Below are 16,561 nucleotides of genomic sequence, written 5' to 3'. Positions count from 1 at the left end.
GGGTAAATTAAATGTCGGCGGCTCAGCGGTGGGCAATGACCTCATCGATCAGGCCGTATTCCTTTGCCTGCAGTGCGGACATATAGTTGTCGCGCTCGGTATCCAGCTGGATCTTTTCCAGCGGCTGGCCGGTGTACTCGCTGAGCATGCGGTTCATCTTATCGCGGATATACACCATGTGCTCGGCATGGATCTTGATATCGGTGGTCTGGCCGGAAAGGCCACCGCCCTGCCCGCCGATCAGCGGCTGATGGATCAGAATTTCCGAGTTGGGCAGTGCAAAACGCTTTCCCTTGGTGCCGCTTGCCAGCAGGAAGGCACCCATGGAAGCTGCCATGCCCATGCAGATGGTGGAAACATCGCACTTGATATACTGCATGGTATCGTGGATGGCCATGCCGGCGCTGATAGAGCCGCCGGGGCTGTTGATATACAGGCTGATGTCCTTATCCGGGTCCTGCCCTTCCAGATACAGCAGCTGTGCCACAACAAGGCTGGCGGAGGTATCGTTGACATCCTCGCTCAGAACGATGATGCGATCGTTCAAAAGACGGGAGAAAATATCATAGGAACGCTCGCCATGGGACGACTGTTCCACAACGTAAGGAACAAAACTCATAAAGTTCGCCTCCTGAAATGGAATATAGTATTTGCAAAATTGACCGATACGGTTTCCCTGCCGGTTCTGCCGTATCGGTCAATTTTTACAACCTTTGATTGAAACCGTGCAGCATACTGCCCGCTTCAAAGGAACACAGGAGCTGATTACTCAGCGTCTGCAGCCTTCTCTTCCTCAGCAGCCTTCTCCACGATGTTTGCGTGGCTCTTGATGAAGTCGATGGCCTTGTTGATGGCCAGATCCTTCTTCAGGTCGTCAACATTGACCAGCTCACGAACCTTGTTCTCTTCCATCTTGTACTGGTCAGCGATGCGCTTGATCTCAGCGGAAACTTCCTCCTCGGAAGCCTCGATGTTCTCAGCAGCAGCAACAGCCTCCAGAGCCAGACGAATCTTGACCTGTTTCTCAGCCTGCGGCATGAAGGAAGCGCGGAACTGCTCCATAGTCTGGCCCATATACTTCAGGTAGTCCTCGAGGCGCAGGCCCTGCTGCTCCACGCGGAATGCAAAGTCGTTGACCATCTCGTCCATGCGGGCATCATACATTGCCTGGGGGATCTCACCCTCCATGCTCTCGATGACCTGATCCACCAGAGCGTTCTCAACAGCCAGATCGTCCTGCTTGTCCAGCTGCTCCTGATTGTTCTTGCGGATGGAAGCCTTGAACTCGTCCAGAGTGTCGTACTCAGAGCAATCCTTAGCCAGCTCGTCATCCAGAGCAGGCAGCTCCTTGTACTTCACTTCGTGCAGCTTGATCTTGAACACAGCAGCCTTGCCAGCCAGTTCGGCAGCCTGATACTCGGTGGGGAAGGTAACATTCACGTCGAACTCTTCGCCAGCGGAGTGGCCCACGATCTGATCCTCAAAGCCGGGGATGAAGCTGCCGCTGCCCAGAGTCAGGCTGTAGTGCTCAGCCTTGCCGCCCTCGAAAGCCACGCCATCGACGAAGCCCTCGAAGTCGATATCAGCGATGTCGCCGTTCTCAGCAGCGCCCTCACGGGTCAGCTCACGGGCATTGCGCTCCTGCACACGCTTCAGCTCAGCTTCAACAGCCTCGTCAGAAACAGTATGGACAGTCTTTTCAACCGTCAGACCATTGTAGCTGCCAACCTTGACTTCGGGCTTGACAGCGACCTTGACGGTCAGGGTGACACCGTTGGTCTCATCAGCAGAGTCAACAGTGACCTCCGGACGGCCGACCGGCTCAACGCCAGCTTCCTTGACAGCAGCCTCGAAAGCCTCGGGGAACAGCTCATTGATGGCATCATAGGTAAAGACATCAGCGCCGTACATCTTCTCGATCAGAGCGCGGGGAGCCTTGCCCTTACGGAAGCCGGGAACAGCGTACTTCTTGCCTTCCTTCTTGAAAACATCGGCAACAGCCTTCTTGAAAGCCTCTGCGTCGATGGAGAACTGCAGTTCTGCCATGCTCTTCTCGAGCTTTTCACACTTGATGAAATTCATTTGTTTTTCCTCCACTCAAAAATTCTATTGCGCAGGGCAGGAAGTTTTTGCCCTTTGCAACCGCGCACTGCGTCCTGGATGAACTTGCTTTTGCAATATGCGGGGACGCGCGCGCTCAATTGGGTGCAACAATCGCGTCAAAAACTATTATAGCACGCTCCTGACACAATTGCCAGCCCAAATTGTTAATTTTTATTGGTTTTAACGGTTCAATTGATGCGGTACGGGCAAAAACGCAGCCCATCGGCACTGACCAGCTTGTAGTGGATGCCATCCACATCGCCCTGCACCGCATAGCGGATGGCATTGCCGTGCAGATGGCCATAGTAGCAGGTCCTGATGCTGTATTCCTTTAAGGTGGCCACGATCTCCGGCGCACTGGTGCCGGTATACACCGGCGGATAGTGCAGGAACACCAGCTTTTCCAGCCCGGGTTCGGCGGCATCCAGACTCATGCGCAGCCGTCCGATCTCGCGGTTCATCACCTTTTCGTCGTGGGCCTCGCCTGCATCAAACAGCCAGCCGCGGGTACCGCACAGTGCATATCCCTCTACACTGTAAGAGTTGTTGTGCAGAATGTGCAGGGTATCAAAGCCTTCTGCTTTGAGGTAGGCATTCATCTTGTTCACGGTAGACCACCAGTAATCGTGGTTGCCCTTCATGATGATCTTCTGCCCGGGCAGGCTCTGCAGAAATTCAAAATCCTTACGGGTATCGGTCAGGCGCATGGCCCAGCTGATATCGCCCGCCAATACAATGGTATCCTCTGGTTTGATGAGCTTGCGCCAGTTTTTCTCAAGGCGCTCCACATAATCATTCCAGCCGGGAAAAATATCCATCGGCTTGGAAGCGCCCAGAGAAAGGTGGGTATCGCCAAGCACAAAAAGTGCCATGTTTTTTCTCCTGTTCTAAATGCAGCAGGATGTGTTATTCCTGATAGCCCAGCGCCACCTCGGCGATCTGCGCAGGATCGATCACGGTGTTAAAGCGCTCCGGCTTCTGGCGCAGCGCGGCAAGGCTTGCCGGTGCGGTATGCGCGGTAGCTGCTTCCAGCTGCTGCATTGCTTCAAAATCATTTTCCGGGGCGGTGCGGCCCAGTGCTTCCAGCACACTGCGCGGGAACTTGAAGGGAGACGCGGTGGACAGCACCACCATGGGCACGCCCGCGCGCTTTTTCTGCGCTGCCACATGGAACGCAACGGCGGTGTGGGTATCACACAGGTAATTGTCCTTCTCGTAGCGGACACGGATCTCCCCTGCCACTTCTTCCTCACTGCTCCAGCCGCAGGAGAAGTTCTCCTGAATGGCAGCCAGCGTCTCCGGACGCACAGTATAGCTGCCGGTCTCGGCAAGGCTCTTCATCAGGCCCGCCACCTCGGCATCACTGCCGGTGACATGGTACAGAAGGCGCTCGAGGTTCGAGGACACCAGAATGTCCATGCTGGGCGAGGTGGTCTTGAAGAACTCCCGCTTTGCGGTATAGGTGCCGGTGGTGAGGAAATCGGTCAGCACGTTGTTCTCATTGGAAGCGCAGACCAGCTTGCCCACGGGCAGGCCCATGCGCTTTGCATAGTAGCCTGCCAGAATGTCGCCGAAGTTGCCGGTAGGTACGCAGAAGTCCACTTCATCGCCGAAGGTGATCCTGCCCGCCTTGAGCAGCTGGGCATAGGCGGCAAAGTAATAGACGATCTGCGGCACCAGACGGCCCCAGTTGATGGAGTTGGCGCTGGACAGGCGGATGTTCCGCTTGGCAAGCTCTGCTGCAATGGCAGTGTCACCAAAGACCTTCTTCACACCGGTCTGTGCATCATCAAAGTTGCCGCGCACAGCGTACACTGCCACGTTGGCACCCTCCTGCGTTGCCATCTGCAGGCGCTGGATCTCGCTGGTGCCGCCCGTGGGATAGAACACTGCGATCTCCACGCCCGGGATATCATGGTAGCCGTCCAGAGCTGCCTTGCCGGTATCGCCGCTGGTCGCCACAAGGATCAGGGTCTTTTCCGTGCGGCCCAGATTCTTTTTGGCTTCCACCAGAAGCTTCGGCATCAGCTGCAGAGCATAATCCTTGAATGCACAGGTAGGGCCATGCCACAGCTCTAAGGCACAGGTGTCCCCTTCCACCGGGGCAAGATAGCCTGCCTTGCCGCCAAAGGCCTCTCCGTAGGTCTTGTGGGCAGCTTCGGTCAGGAAATCCCGCGAGTAGTCGGTCAGATATTCTTTGATGACGGCAGCTGCCATGGCCGGGTAGTCCAGCTCGCACAGTGCCTTCACATCCACCTGCGGAAAGCTTTCCGGTACAAACAGACCGCCCTCGTTGGACAGGCCCTGTGCGATCGCTTCCGAGGAAGTCACTTTGCGGTTTTGGTCTCTGGTACTAAAAAACTGCATTGTTGTCGCTCCTTTTTCGCCGTAGAACGTGCAAAGCACGCTCTTCTGCTGTGGCAGAGAAGCCCTCTGCCCGTACATTTTCCCACCGGGGCCGTTGCTTTACGTGAGAAAAGCGCCCCTTATAATATGTACCATCCAGCGCCCGCTGTCAAGAGGGAACACTTCTGCCACGTCAAATCGCACCGGTGCATCGCTCAGGCCGTTCTGCTGCAGATAATACTGTGCTGCACGGATCAAGCGGCGCTGTTTGGGCCGGTCCACCGCTTCTGCCGGGCTGGCCAGAGAGCCTTCCGCACGGGTCTTGACCTCACAGATGACAATGGTCCCATCCGGCTCCTGCACCACAACATCCAGCTCACCCATCCGGGTGTGGAAGTTGTGTGCCAGCAGCCTGCAGCCCTGCTTCTGATACCAGCGGGCCGCAGCTGCTTCTCCCCTGCGCCCTGTCTCGGCGCGGTTCACTTTCCGTTCTCCGGCCAGTAGCCCTGCTTTTTGAGGAAGCTGCGGCGGTAGAATGGCTGGATGCCGTACTGGGCGATCAGCTCATAGTGGAGCTTGGTCGGGTAGCCCTTGTGCTTTGCCAGCTGATACTGCGGATACTGTCTGTCCAGTTCCAGCATATAGCGGTCACGGCTGACCTTGGCAAGGACGGATGCTGCGCCGATGCTGGCACTGGTGGCATCGCCCTTGACCACCGGCTGTGCCGGGACCAGCAGCCCTGCCGGGGTGCGGTTTCCATCCACGAGAACAAGGTTCGGCACGATGTCCAGCTCTTCCACAGCCTGCTTCATGCCGCCCATGGTGGCGTTGAGGATGTTGTCCCGGTCGATGATCTCCGGCCCCACAAAAACAATTTTGTAGGCCAACGCCTTTTCAATGATCTCATCAAACAGAGCTTCCCGCTTTTTCTCGGTAAGCTTTTTGGAGTCGTTGATGCCAAAGACCGGATTCTCCGGGTCCAGAATACAGGCCGCTACGCACACCGGGCCGCACAGAGGGCCGCGCCCGGCTTCGTCCACGCCTGCAAAGCAGCCATACTGACTGCGTACAGCGGCATCGTATTCATACAGCGGAGCCGAGATCTCCTCGTCGGAACGGCGCTTCATTCGTCATCCTCCTCGGCAAAATCAGCCAGATCATCCCGCTGCGGCGGACGCTCCAGCGAGATGCGGCCCCACTTGCAGGCGCGGAACTCGTCCACCAGCATAATGGCGCAGCGCTCGGTGTTCACCTCGCCGCCGCGCACCAGCAGACCGCGCTTGCGGCCGATGGCTTCCATCAGCTCGTAGGGCGGCAGGGCCAGCGTTTCGGCATCCAGCTTGTAGCGCTGGGCCACAAGGTCGGGGTAGTTGCGGCGCACCTCGTCCAGCAGGTTCATGGCCAGCTCTTCCACATCCAGAATATCATCCTTGATGGAGCCGATAAAGGCCAGATTGGACGCAATGGTCTTGGAGTCAAACTTCTTCCACAGTACGCCGGGCATATCCAGCAGATCAAATTTGTCGGTGCTGACCCACTGTTTGCCCTTGGTTACGCCCGGGCGGTCTGCCGCCTTGGCGCGGGCAGAGCCTGCAAAGGTGTTGATGAAGGTGGATTTGCCCACATTGGGGATGCCGCACAGCATCACCTGTGTTTTGGCACCGCCCATGCCGCGGTTCTGGCGGCGTTCCAGCAGGCCCGCCAGTTCTTTTTCAATGGCAGCCTTTACCGCATTGGCACCGCCCTTCTGCTTGGCGCTGATAGCCACACAGCCGGCATCTGCCGCACGGAAATACTTGATCCATTCTTCCGTTACAGCCGGGTCTGCCAGATCGGCCTTGTTCAGCGCGTATAGTTTCGGCTTGCGGGCCGTGATGCGCTCGATCTCCGGGTTCAGGCTGGAAAGCGGGATGCGGGCATCCAGCAGCACAAGGCTGGCATCCACGTGCTGGATCTCCTGCTCCATCATGCGCAGAGTCTTGGTCATGTGGCCCGGGAACCACTGAATATTGTACTGGTTTGCAAAGCGGGTATCCATTTCGTTCATTTTACCACCCCAAAATCTGTAAAGGGCATAAAGCACAAAAGCACCCTGCCCAGAATGTCCCGTTCGTCAATGCAGCCCACATAGGTGGAACGGCTGTCCAGTGATTGGTTGCGGTTATCACCCATCACGAACACCGTGCCCTCCGGCACCGTATACGGGAAAGTTACATCATAGCCAAGATAAGTAGGCTCTGCAATGTAGTCCTCCTGCAAGACCTCGCCGTTCACCGCCACGGTGCCTGTTGCATAATCGATGGAGACCGTATCGCCGCCTTTGGCGATGACACGCTTGACCAGCGGTTTACCGTAGGAGGTATAGCTGTCCACAATGACCACGTCACCACGCTGCGGTGTATAGCCTGCTCCCCACACGATGAGCTTATCACCGTTCACCAGTGTGGGCACCATAGAGCTGCCGTCCACCTGAATGATGCGGAAGAAAAACGAAAAGATCAGTACCAGCACCAGCGCTGCCGAGATCAATGCCTCGTACCATTCCAGCAGGTTCTGCCCACGCACGGGCTTTGCCTGTTCCTGTTTTTCCATATCCGGTACACCTCACCTTCTGGTTTTACACTGCTGACCCGATTATACCGCAGCCGACAGGCTCTTCGCAAGAACGGTGCCTGCAAAAAGCCGCATTTTTTCCGAAATTTTGATAAAGAAAAAAGGGACAACAAGGTTGTCCCTTTTCTCCCGTTTCAAATCGGGGATGATCAAATATCGCTCTTGACCTTGGCAGCCTTGCCCGTACGACCACGCAGGTAGAACAGCTTTGCGCGGCGGACCTTGCCCTTGCGGACAACGGTGACCTTCTCAACGAAGGGGCTGTTGATGGGGAAGACACGCTCGATGCCAACACCGTAAGCAACGCGGCGAACGGTGAAGGTCTCAGCAACGCCGCCGTGCTTCTTTGCGATCACAGTGCCCTCAAAGGCCTGAATGCGCTCACGGTCGCCTTCCTTGATACGAACATCAACGCGGACGGTATCGCCAACGTTGAACTGGGGCTTTTCAGCCTTGATGCTGCCTTCAGAAATAATCTTCAGTGCGTCCATTTTTGAATCCTCCATTTGTTTTTAGACGTTCATACACGGCACTTTGCCGTCAGAGGACCGCCCGTTTAATGATATTGTCATTAACCCCGCTGTGGTCTCAGCGGACACTAACGCCTAAATAGGATATCACAAAACCTGCGTAAATGCAAGCGTTCTGACCAAAATAAATGCAAAAATTTTCTGTTTTGCCCAACAGACAGTCTTTCACGCTCCGATCAGACAAACAGCTGCTTATCTGCCGTCAAAAACTTTTTGCGCAGGATGTTGGCGCTGACGGCAGGCAGGCCGAATTTTTCTTCCAGAAAGCCGGTCAGCAGCGTGGGGTTCAGGTTCAGTTCCTGTGCGGCCGGCATGCACAGATCCATGTGCAGGCTGTCCCCCTCCGTGGTGTACTCCACCTTGGGCAGATGTTCCTTCAGCTCAATGATCTTGTTGCCCTTTTTGCCGTGCTTTTCCACCGGAGCGCTTTCCAGCGCGTTGTACGCATCCAGCGCCGCTGCCGCTGCCGCCGGGTAGGTGATGCGATAGCATGCGTAGGCAATGAGGTCCGCCTTCATCTGCACCGGGCCAACGTGCGTGATCACGATGCCTGCGGGCATGATGGCATTGAGGGCCGCTTTCCACTGTTCAAAATCCGGGGCTTCCGCTTCGGTCTTGACGTCCACGCACTCGCACTCGCTCTCCTGCCCCAGAGAAAGCGGGCAGGCAAAGGTCATATAGATGTGGGGATTGAAACCCAGCGTATGCCACACCGGCAGGCCGCTGCGCTTGAGCACCCGCTGCATCACCCGCTGCAGGTCCAGCAGGGAGATGTAGGAGGCCTCATTCTTTTTCTCAAACGAGATTCTTACTGTAATCAAAGCAGGGACCTCCTAACAGGTGATTTGCACCGCAGCCGTGGCAGGCACGGTTGCAGGGCTGGGTGGTCTGGGCGGCAAGAGCCTTTTGGTACTCCCGCACCAGATATTCGTGGGTGACGCCGTAATCCATGTGGGACCAGGGCGTTACCTCGTCCAGACCAATGGGGCGCTGACAGTAAAATGCCGGGTCGATGCCCAGATCAGCAAAGGTCTGCAGCCAAGTATCGTACTTGAAGCACTCCTCCCAGCCGTCAAAGTAGCAGCCGCGCTTGTAGGCTTCCACAATGACCGGTGCCAGACGGCGGTCGCCCTTGGCGAACACGCCCTCCAGAAAGCTGGTGGTGCTGTCGTGATAGTTGACCTTGATCTTGCGGCTGCGCACACTTTCCAGCAAGTGCTTCTGCTTGGCGCGCAGCATTTCTTCGGTGTCCATGGGCACGAACTCAAACGGCGTATGGGGCTTGGGCACAAAGCAGGCACAGCTGATCGTCACCTGAACGCCCTTTCCCTTGCCGCGCTTGGGCAGAGAATAGTAAAGATCGACCACCTTCTGCGCCGTCTCTGCGATGCCCTCAATGTCCTCCATGGTCTCGGTGGGCAGGCCCATCATGAAGTAGAGCTTGACCGAGGTGTAGCCCGCGTTGAATGCAATGGTGCAGGTCTTTTCGATCTCATCCCATGTGACATTCTTGTTGATGACGTTGCGCAGGCGCTGGGTGCCGGCTTCGGCGGCGAAGGTCAGGCCGCTCTTGCGCACCTTGGTGGTCTTTTCAATGAGGCTCTGGGAGAAGTTGTCCACGCGCAGCGAAGGCAGTGACAGACTCACATGCTCCTTGGGTGCCCACTCATTCAGATCGTCCAGCAGCTCTTCCAGCTGGCCGTGGTCAGAGGTGGACAGGCTGGAAAGGCTCAGTTCTTCATAGCCGGTGTTGGCGCACAGCTCCTGCGCCGCCCTGTTCAGAAGGCCCGCGTCACGCTGGCGCATGGGGCGGTACAGAAAGCCCGCCTGACAGAAGCGGCAGCCGCGCACACAGCCGCGCAGCACCTCGATGCTGGCGCGGTCCTGAATGGCACCCACCATGGGCACCACGAAATTCGTGGGCGGGGCAAACTCGTTCAGGTCCTTGATGATCGCCTTGGTGATGCGCGCCGGGATGCCCGGCTCATTGGGTGCGATGGCCTTGACCCGGCCATCTTCGTAATACTCCACATCGTAGAACGCCGGGATATAGACGCCGGGGATCTTTGCAATGCGCAGCAGCAGCTCCTTTTTGGAGACGCCGCCCTCTTTTTTGGCCTTTTCGATCTCGGCGCAGATGCCGGGCAGCTGGTTTTCGCCCTCACCCAGCTGGACCACATCAAAAAAGTCCGCAATGGGTTCCGCGTTGCAGGCGCAGGGGCCACCCGCCACGATCAGCGGCCAGCTTTCATCGCGATCCTTGGAATAGAACGGGATGCCCGCCAGATCCAGCATAGCCAGAATATTGGTATAGGAAAGCTCGTACTGCAGGGTGAAGCCCACTGCATCAAAAGCGGTGAGCGGATCCTTGCTCTCCATGGTGTAGAGCGGCAGACCAAGACGCTCCATCTCGGCCTTCATATCCAGCCACGGCATAAAAGCACGCTCGCACCACCAGTTTTCGTGGCTGTTGAGCAGCTCATACAGGATCTTTTCGCCGAGGAAGGACATACCTACCTCATAGGTGTCCGGAAAGCAGAACGCAAAGCGGACATCCACTTTTTCTTTGTCCTTATATACACTGCCGGGTTCTCCGCCGGTATAACGACCAGGCTTCTGTACCCGTCCCAGTGCTTCTTTCAGTTTTGGATCAAACATCGAGTCCTCCAATAAACAGTCCATTTTTACACGTCATTTTATTGTACCCGAAATGAGCTGTTTTTTCAATCATTTCCCTTAAACTTTTTGCCTGCACGCCACATTTCGCACAGGCAGGATGCCAGCTGCGCCCCATCCAGCGGTGGAACGGGCAGCAGATTGAATCCCCCGGTCAGCAGATTTGCCGCCCAGAAGGCACTGCCGCGGATGGTCAGTTCCTGTTCCAGCCGCAGTGCCCAGATGCCTGCCAGCATGAAATTGACCGCCGGGCCTACAGCAGCCAGCCAGAAGAGCCGCCCCGGTGAAAGGCCCCGGGCCGGAGCGTCCATCCGCATACAAAAGCCAGTCATGGTTACCTCAATGACCGGAAAGCGGCGCAGCAGCGCACAATACACCAGAATGTGCCCGCACTCGTGCAGGAACGCCGCCAGCAACCCCAGCCGCAGAAAGCCGCTTGCATCAAAGTAGAGCAAAAAATACAGTGCGCTACACAAAAGCAGCGGGTCGCGGAACACCAGCGGCCCCAGCTGCCGGGAATCATGCAGCTTCATGAGGAAAGGCCCAGCGCATCCGCCGGGTCACAGGCTGTTCCCTTCCGGTACAGTTCAAAATGCAGGTGTGCTCCCGTAGCGCGCCCGCTGCGCCCTGCTGCGCCCAGCAGCTGCCCCGCTTCCACCACCTCGCCCGGGCGGACATAGGCGTACTGCAAATGGGCATAAAGTGACTCGCTGCCATCTGTATGGAGAACACGCAGACAGGTGCCATAGCTTGTGCTGCGGTATGCCTGCACCACCGCACCGCCTTCCGCAGCAAGCACTTCTGTTCCCTCTGCACAGGCAAGATCAATGCCCTTATGGAACGTCCTTTCCCCGGTAAAAGGATCCTGCCGCCAGCCGTACCCGTCCGAAACACGGTACTGTGTGGTGTCCAGCGGGAAACAAAGCTTCCCCGTTTTTTTCTGCGCCCGCACCGGAAACACCAAGCACACCAGCAGTCCGGCTAAAACTGCCAGAAAAATCGCCCTCCGTCTGGGCTGCTCCCTGCCGTGCCCGGCTCGTCCCCATCGCTTTGCCCGCACCTTCTGCCTCCCGCCTTCCGTTTGCTTTTTATTTATGCAGGCAAACACGCAAAAAGACCCGGCAGAGGGTTTGCTCTGTCGGGTCTTGCAAATATTATCTGCGCAACCTGAAGAAATCCAAAATCCGTTTCAGGCGGCTTCTGGGGGCGGGTGTCTCCACCACCACCGGCTTTATCGGCTTGGCTGCAGGGGCAAGCTGCGGCTCTGTACGCTTTTTATGATTGACCATCTGTTCCAGCTGGTCAAAGCGGTCGCCGCTTTCCGGTGCCGCAGCAGATTCCGGGTGAGAAGCTTCTGCCTGTTTTGCAGCGGGAGCCGCTTCCGTTTTCGCAGGTTCTGGCTTTTCTGCTTCGGCAGAAGGTTCAGGCTGTTTTTCCTGCGCAGCGGCAGAAAGCCTCCAAGGCTCCGGCTGCGTCCAGTCATTTTTCAACAGCTCATACATGCCCATCTGGCCGTTCACCAGTGCTTCGCCCTCAGCGGGCTTTACCTTCTGGTAGCTGCCGTCCGGGCGCATCTCGCGGGCATTGACATTATCCCGCAGCTGCAGCTGCAGAATGTCGGTAAGCTTCCGCACCAGCACGGGATCCTCCACGCGCACGCCCACCTCCACGCGGCACTCGGTGTTGCGGGTGAGGAAATCGCCGGATGCAATATAGATGCGGGTATGTGCACCATCGAAGAAGCTGTAAATGCGGCCATGCTCCAGATAACGACCCACAAGGCTGCGGATATGCAGGTTCTCCGTCTTGCCGGGCACGCCGGCGCGCACGCAGCAGATGCCGCGCACGATCATATCAATGCGCACACCGGCACAGCTGGCTTCCTGCAGCTTAAGGATGATATCCCGGTCGCTGATGGAATTGTTTTTCAGGATCATGGATGCCGGACGGCCCATGCGGGCGGCGGCAATGACACGATCCATTTCTTCCAGCAATACGCTCTTGAAGCGCAGCGGTGCTACCAGCATCCGGTCGCTCTCCTCAGTCAGCTTCTGCACGGCAAGGTTCTGGAACACATTGGAAGCTTCCTCGCCAATGCCATGGTCTGCCGTAATGAAGGAGTAGTCCGTGTAAAGCTCACTGGTCTTTTCGTTGTAGTTGCCGGTGCCGATCTGGGTGATATAAGAGTAGCCCTCTTTGCTCTTTTTGGTGATAAGGGTCAGCTTGGAGTGCACTTTGTAATCATCAAAGCCATAAATGACCGTACAGCCTGCGCTTTCCAGCTGCTTCGACCAGTCGATATTGTTCTGCTCGTCAAAGCGGGCGCGCAGCTCCACCAGCGCCACCACCTCTTTGCCGTTCTCAGCGGCTTCCATCAGCGCCTGCACGATCTGGGACTCCCGCGCCATACGGTACAAGGTCATTTTGATGGAAATGACCTCAGGATCATGAGCAGCCTTTTTGAGCATGGCAATGAAGGGCCGGATGGACTGGTACGGGTAGCTGAGCAGCACATCGTGCTTCTGCACTTCAGCGGCAAGGTCGTAGTCCGGCGGCGGCAGCATGGGCCGTGCAGCCGGGTAGAACAGTTCCGGCCGCCCCTCCGCTTCCATGCGGCCGGTGAGCTTGTAGAAAAAGCTCAGATCCAGCGGGCTTTTCTGCTCGAACACCCGTTTATGGGTGAGCAGCAGACGGTTGCACAGCAGGCGTTCTACCTCCGGGGCCGGGGCAGGCGTGATCTGCAGACGCACCGCAGCCAGCTTGCGGCGGCGCTTAAGCAGCTCGGTCATGATCTCGCGGTAGTCGATATCATGATCCATCATGCCCTCTTTTACGTCGATATCCGCATTGCGGGTAACACGGAAGAGACATTTTTCCTGAATCGTCTCTTTGCCAAAGATGCTGGCCGCAAAGTGCAGCACCAGCTCTTCGGTAAGTGCAAACTGCGTTTCGCCGTCTTTTTTCACAACGTGCATCCGTTCCATCTGGCTGGAAATGGGAATGATGCCAAGGCTCTGCCCTGCCGGGTGTTTTTCCTTGAGCAGAACGCCAAGGTAAATCTCCTTATTGCGCAGGAATGGGAACGGATGGCGGTTATCCACGATCTGCGGGCTGAGGATAGGGAACAGCTCCGTTTGGAAGTACTTCTTCCAGAAGTGCTCGTCCTCCTTGGACAAGTGGTCAAGATCCACCTTGCGCCAGCCGCACTCCGCCAGTGCTTCCAGCGCCTTTGCGTAGTATTTATCGCACTCCTCCTGCAGCTGTGCCGTTTTGGGCATGATGGCAGTCAGCTGTTCCGCCGCGGACATGTTGGTCTTGTTTTCCCTCTTGACCTTTTTGCCCTGTTCCTGTTCCAGATTGGCGCGCTCCTGCAGAGAACCCACGCGCACCATAAAAAACTCGTCCAGATTGGAGCCGTAGATCGCAAGAAATTTGACCCGCTCTGCAAGCGGAACATTTTTATCCTTTCCCAGCGCAAGAACGCGCCGGTTGAAATCCAGCCAGCTCAGTTCCCGGTTGATAAAAATGGTATCGTCACTCATAATCATTCCCCTTTTTGCTGCGCCGGGCCGCCGGCTGCGGCTCAGCTCACGGTTGCCATTCCTGCCCAGGAATCCACAATGGTCTGTGTCAGGCCCGGAACATTGGCTGCATCTTCTACCCGTTCAAACGGGCCATTCTGCGTCCGGTAATCCAGAATCGTCTGTGCGCGCTTTTCCCCTACGCCCGGCAGTGTGCACAGCGCAGAGAGATCAGCAGTGTTCAGATCCACCAGCACATACTGTTCCAGCCCGGTCGTATCCGGCAGGACCTGCGGTTCGGCAGCCTGCAGCGGCACGGCAAAGCCAAAGGCCAGCACCGTGCACAAAACCACCGCCGCCAGCGACAGCGCAAGAAAGAGTTTTTCCTTCTTTTGCAGGACCAGAAGATGCGTTTCTCTCATTGTACCTGACTTTCCTCCAAAAAGAAAGGCTTCTGCGAAAGAATTTGCAGAAGCCTTGCACAAATTTTACGCCAAATTTTCAGCATCCCGCACCATACGGTACAGCACTTCCACTGCAGAACCTGCCGCAGCATCGGTCAAAGTGACCTTTTGGGCAGCAAGACGCAGCTCAGCCGGGGCATCCGCAGCTGCGGTGCTCTGGCTGGAAGCGCGCACCATGTCCAGCATAGGCAGCCCTCCGGCAAGTACCAGCACATCTTCCGGGTCGATGCCCACCGGCATACACACGGCATCCAGCATTTCACGGCCGGAGACGGTTCTGGGGGTCAGGATCAGCGTATCCGCTGCGGCACGCTCGCCCAGCAGCACCGCTGTGCGGTCGCCCAGAGATTTTTCCAGCAGCGAGATCATGGGCACTGCCTTGCTGTCCTGATACAGCAGCACCCGCAGCACTTCTTCCCCCTTGATGTCTGCCGCGTTTGCCAGCAGATAAGGGGTCCATTCCTGCCGCAGATGACGCTCCAATGCCTCGCTCATGCGCAGCACGCGGGTAGTACCGTCGGTCATCTGCAGGGCAATGCCCACGCCCTCTGCCACCGGAAGACGGGCGAACAGGTCGGCATCCTGCCCGGCAAAGGTGCACAGCGGCTGGCGGGTGCCATCGGAAAAATGGTAGGCCATGGCACCGCCGCACACCAGCGCAGGAGCGCTGAGCCGCACACTGCCCAGAATGGACCGCACTGCCCGCGGCGTGCGCTGGGAAAACACCGTAAAACGTCCGCCGCGGCGGACGAACAGCTGCAGCACATCCCGCACCACCTGCGTCAGGTTGCCGTCGGCACCCAAAAGCAGATGGTCCAGATCACACAGTACAAGCGTTGAAGAAAGATGGTTCATACCGTTCCCCTCCTGAGCGTTGCAAGAAAACGAGTGAAGTATTCCGGCAATTCCGAATCGAACCGCAGATGTTCGCCGGTGATCGGGTGCACAAAGCCCAGCGTTTTGGCGTGCAGGCACTGGCCGTGCAGGCTGGTGATGCAATTGTGCGGGCCATACACCGGGTCGCCCGCCACCGGGTGCTGGATGGATGCCATGTGCACGCGGATCTGATGGGTGCGGCCGGTCTTCAGGCGGCATTCCAGCATGGTAAAGTTGTTCAACCGTTCCAGCACCTGATAGCCGGTATAGGCATATTTGGTGTGCGGCTCACTGGCCGGGTAGACCGCCATCTTTTTGCGGTCGGTCTTGCTGCGGCCCAGATTGCTTTCCACAAAGCCCTCATCTTGTGCAAAGCCGCCGTACACGATGGTGCGATACGCGCGCTCCACACTGTGCACCGCCATCTGCTGGGAAAGGCCGATGTGCGTTGCATCGTCCTTTGCCACCACCAGCAGTCCGCTGGTGTCCTTATCGATGCGGTGCACGATGCCGGGGCGAATCTCGCCGCCGATACCGGACAGGCTTCCCTTGCAGTGCCACAGCAGCGCGTTCACCAGCGTGCCGTCCGGGTTGCCGGGAGCCGGGTGCACCACCATGCCTTTGGGCTTGTTGACCACCAGCAGATGCTCATCCTCATAGACGATTTCCAGCGGGATGTCCTGCGGCACGGCCTCAATGGGCTTTGCGTCCGGAATTTCCAAAACGATGGTGTCGCCCGCCTTGAGCTTCAGGCTTTTGGCAACCAGCCTGCCGTTGCACAACACATGACCGTCGGCCACCAGCGCCTGCAGAGCAGACCGGGAAAGGCCGGTGTCCTCGCCGCTCAGAAAGCGGTCGATGCGCTGGCCCGCCGTCTCCTGCTCCACCACAAATTCACGCTGTTCCATGGCTCACTGCTCCTTCGGGGACTGCCCGTTCTCAGCGTGCAACTCTTCCAGAAAAATTACCAGCACCCAGAGGCCCACGCCCACACACACGCAGATATCCGCAAAATTGAACACCGCAAACTGCATGAACAGCAGATTGATGTAGTCCACCACCTCGCCGTTGAGCACACGGTCGATCAGGTTGCCGATGCCGCCGGCAAGGATCAGCAGCAGTGCGGCCTGCTGCAGGTATCTGCCGCGGCTGCGGAAGAACAGCCCGTAGGCCACAAAGATCAGCGCTACGCTGGTAGCGATGATGAGGAACAGCTGCTTGCCGCTGAGCAGACTGAACGCCATGCCCGGGTTGAGCACGAACCGCAGCTCCACCACATGGGGGATCAGCGGCATGGCTCCCACCGGCTGCAGCACATTTGTGGCCCACAGCTTGATGGCCTGATCGATGCCAATGAGTGCCGCAGCCGCGAGCAGATTAAAAACAACAAATGCCATAGGATACTCCCAAAATCATTCAGTATAAAAAACGG

The 16,561-nt window shown here is 57.3% G+C and carries 18 protein-coding genes; all 18 read right to left on the bottom strand.

The window, feature by feature from the left end; translation table 11 throughout:
* Positions 1 to 22: 22 nt before the first annotated feature.
* A complete protein-coding gene (gene clpP, locus J3348_RS00590; RefSeq protein WP_005941935.1) occupies positions 23 to 619 on the bottom strand; it encodes an ATP-dependent Clp endopeptidase proteolytic subunit ClpP in 597 nt (198 codons plus the stop codon).
* Between the two features lie 146 nt (positions 620 to 765).
* Positions 766 to 2,082, bottom strand: coding sequence for a trigger factor (gene tig, locus J3348_RS00585; RefSeq protein WP_005941933.1), 1,317 nt, complete (start codon positions 2,080 to 2,082; stop codon positions 766 to 768).
* A 209-nt stretch (positions 2,083 to 2,291) separates the two neighbouring features.
* The gene (locus J3348_RS00580; protein WP_005941928.1) at positions 2,292 to 2,975 is read right to left on the bottom strand and encodes a metallophosphoesterase; all 684 of its coding nucleotides are present in this window, start codon (positions 2,973 to 2,975) and stop codon (positions 2,292 to 2,294) included.
* Between the two features lie 34 nt (positions 2,976 to 3,009).
* Positions 3,010 to 4,470, bottom strand: coding sequence for a threonine synthase (gene thrC / locus J3348_RS00575; RefSeq protein ID WP_207698049.1), 1,461 nt, complete (start codon positions 4,468 to 4,470; stop codon positions 3,010 to 3,012).
* A 99-nt stretch (positions 4,471 to 4,569) separates the two neighbouring features.
* The gene (locus J3348_RS00570) at positions 4,570 to 4,932 is read right to left on the bottom strand and encodes a YraN family protein (protein ID WP_005941923.1); all 363 of its coding nucleotides are present in this window, start codon (positions 4,930 to 4,932) and stop codon (positions 4,570 to 4,572) included.
* Positions 4,929 to 5,576, bottom strand: coding sequence for a ribonuclease HII (locus tag J3348_RS00565; protein WP_097777741.1), 648 nt, complete (start codon positions 5,574 to 5,576; stop codon positions 4,929 to 4,931). Before J3348_RS00565 ends, J3348_RS00570 begins: the two co-directional genes overlap by 4 nt.
* Entirely contained in the window at positions 5,573 to 6,496 is a 924-nt protein-coding gene (gene ylqF / locus J3348_RS00560; RefSeq protein ID WP_005941918.1) for a ribosome biogenesis GTPase YlqF, read from the bottom strand. Before ylqF ends, J3348_RS00565 begins: the two co-directional genes overlap by 4 nt.
* The gene (gene lepB, locus J3348_RS00555) at positions 6,493 to 7,041 is read right to left on the bottom strand and encodes a signal peptidase I (protein ID WP_097782138.1); all 549 of its coding nucleotides are present in this window, start codon (positions 7,039 to 7,041) and stop codon (positions 6,493 to 6,495) included. Before lepB ends, ylqF begins: the two co-directional genes overlap by 4 nt.
* 170 nt (positions 7,042 to 7,211) lie before the next feature.
* Positions 7,212 to 7,553 (bottom strand): 50S ribosomal protein L19, encoded by a 342-nt coding sequence (gene rplS, locus J3348_RS00550; RefSeq protein WP_022257134.1) that lies wholly within the window; start codon positions 7,551 to 7,553, stop codon positions 7,212 to 7,214.
* Positions 7,554 to 7,768: 215 nt separating this feature from the next.
* On the bottom strand, positions 7,769 to 8,413 hold the full coding sequence (locus J3348_RS00545; RefSeq protein ID WP_207698048.1) for a TIGR03936 family radical SAM-associated protein: 645 nt from the start codon (positions 8,411 to 8,413) through the stop codon (positions 7,769 to 7,771).
* Positions 8,388 to 10,250, bottom strand: coding sequence for a TIGR03960 family B12-binding radical SAM protein (locus tag J3348_RS00540; protein WP_207698047.1), 1,863 nt, complete (start codon positions 10,248 to 10,250; stop codon positions 8,388 to 8,390). The genes J3348_RS00545 and J3348_RS00540 overlap by 26 nt, the downstream gene beginning before the upstream one ends.
* Positions 10,251 to 10,315: 65 nt before the next feature.
* A complete protein-coding gene (locus tag J3348_RS00535; RefSeq protein WP_207698046.1) occupies positions 10,316 to 10,801 on the bottom strand; it encodes a peptidase in 486 nt (161 codons plus the stop codon).
* Positions 10,798 to 11,328, bottom strand: a complete 531-nt coding sequence (locus J3348_RS00530; protein ID WP_347565339.1) for a M23 family metallopeptidase — start codon at positions 11,326 to 11,328, stop codon at positions 10,798 to 10,800. Before J3348_RS00530 ends, J3348_RS00535 begins: the two co-directional genes overlap by 4 nt.
* Before the next feature lie 94 nt (positions 11,329 to 11,422).
* Entirely contained in the window at positions 11,423 to 13,810 is a 2,388-nt protein-coding gene (gene ppk1 / locus J3348_RS00525) for a polyphosphate kinase 1 (RefSeq protein WP_207698044.1), read from the bottom strand.
* 41 nt (positions 13,811 to 13,851) lie between these two features.
* Positions 13,852 to 14,211 (bottom strand): helix-hairpin-helix domain-containing protein, encoded by a 360-nt coding sequence (locus tag J3348_RS00520; protein ID WP_005941875.1) that lies wholly within the window; start codon positions 14,209 to 14,211, stop codon positions 13,852 to 13,854.
* Positions 14,212 to 14,277: 66 nt separating this feature from the next.
* Entirely contained in the window at positions 14,278 to 15,108 is an 831-nt protein-coding gene (locus J3348_RS00515; RefSeq protein WP_154259900.1) for an HAD hydrolase family protein, read from the bottom strand.
* A complete protein-coding gene (locus J3348_RS00510; protein WP_097775648.1) occupies positions 15,105 to 16,037 on the bottom strand; it encodes an RluA family pseudouridine synthase in 933 nt (310 codons plus the stop codon). The genes J3348_RS00515 and J3348_RS00510 overlap by 4 nt, the downstream gene beginning before the upstream one ends.
* 3 nt (positions 16,038 to 16,040) lie before the next feature.
* Complete coding sequence (gene lspA / locus J3348_RS00505) at positions 16,041 to 16,526, bottom strand: signal peptidase II (RefSeq protein WP_207698043.1); 486 nt, start codon at positions 16,524 to 16,526, stop codon at positions 16,041 to 16,043.
* Positions 16,527 to 16,561: the final 35 nt, after the last annotated feature.

Source organism: Faecalibacterium sp. Marseille-Q4896 (genome assembly GCF_017377615.1).
GTDB lineage: Bacteria > Bacillota > Clostridia > Oscillospirales > Ruminococcaceae > Faecalibacterium > Faecalibacterium taiwanense.
This window is presented reverse-complemented; position numbering and strand designations above follow the sequence as displayed.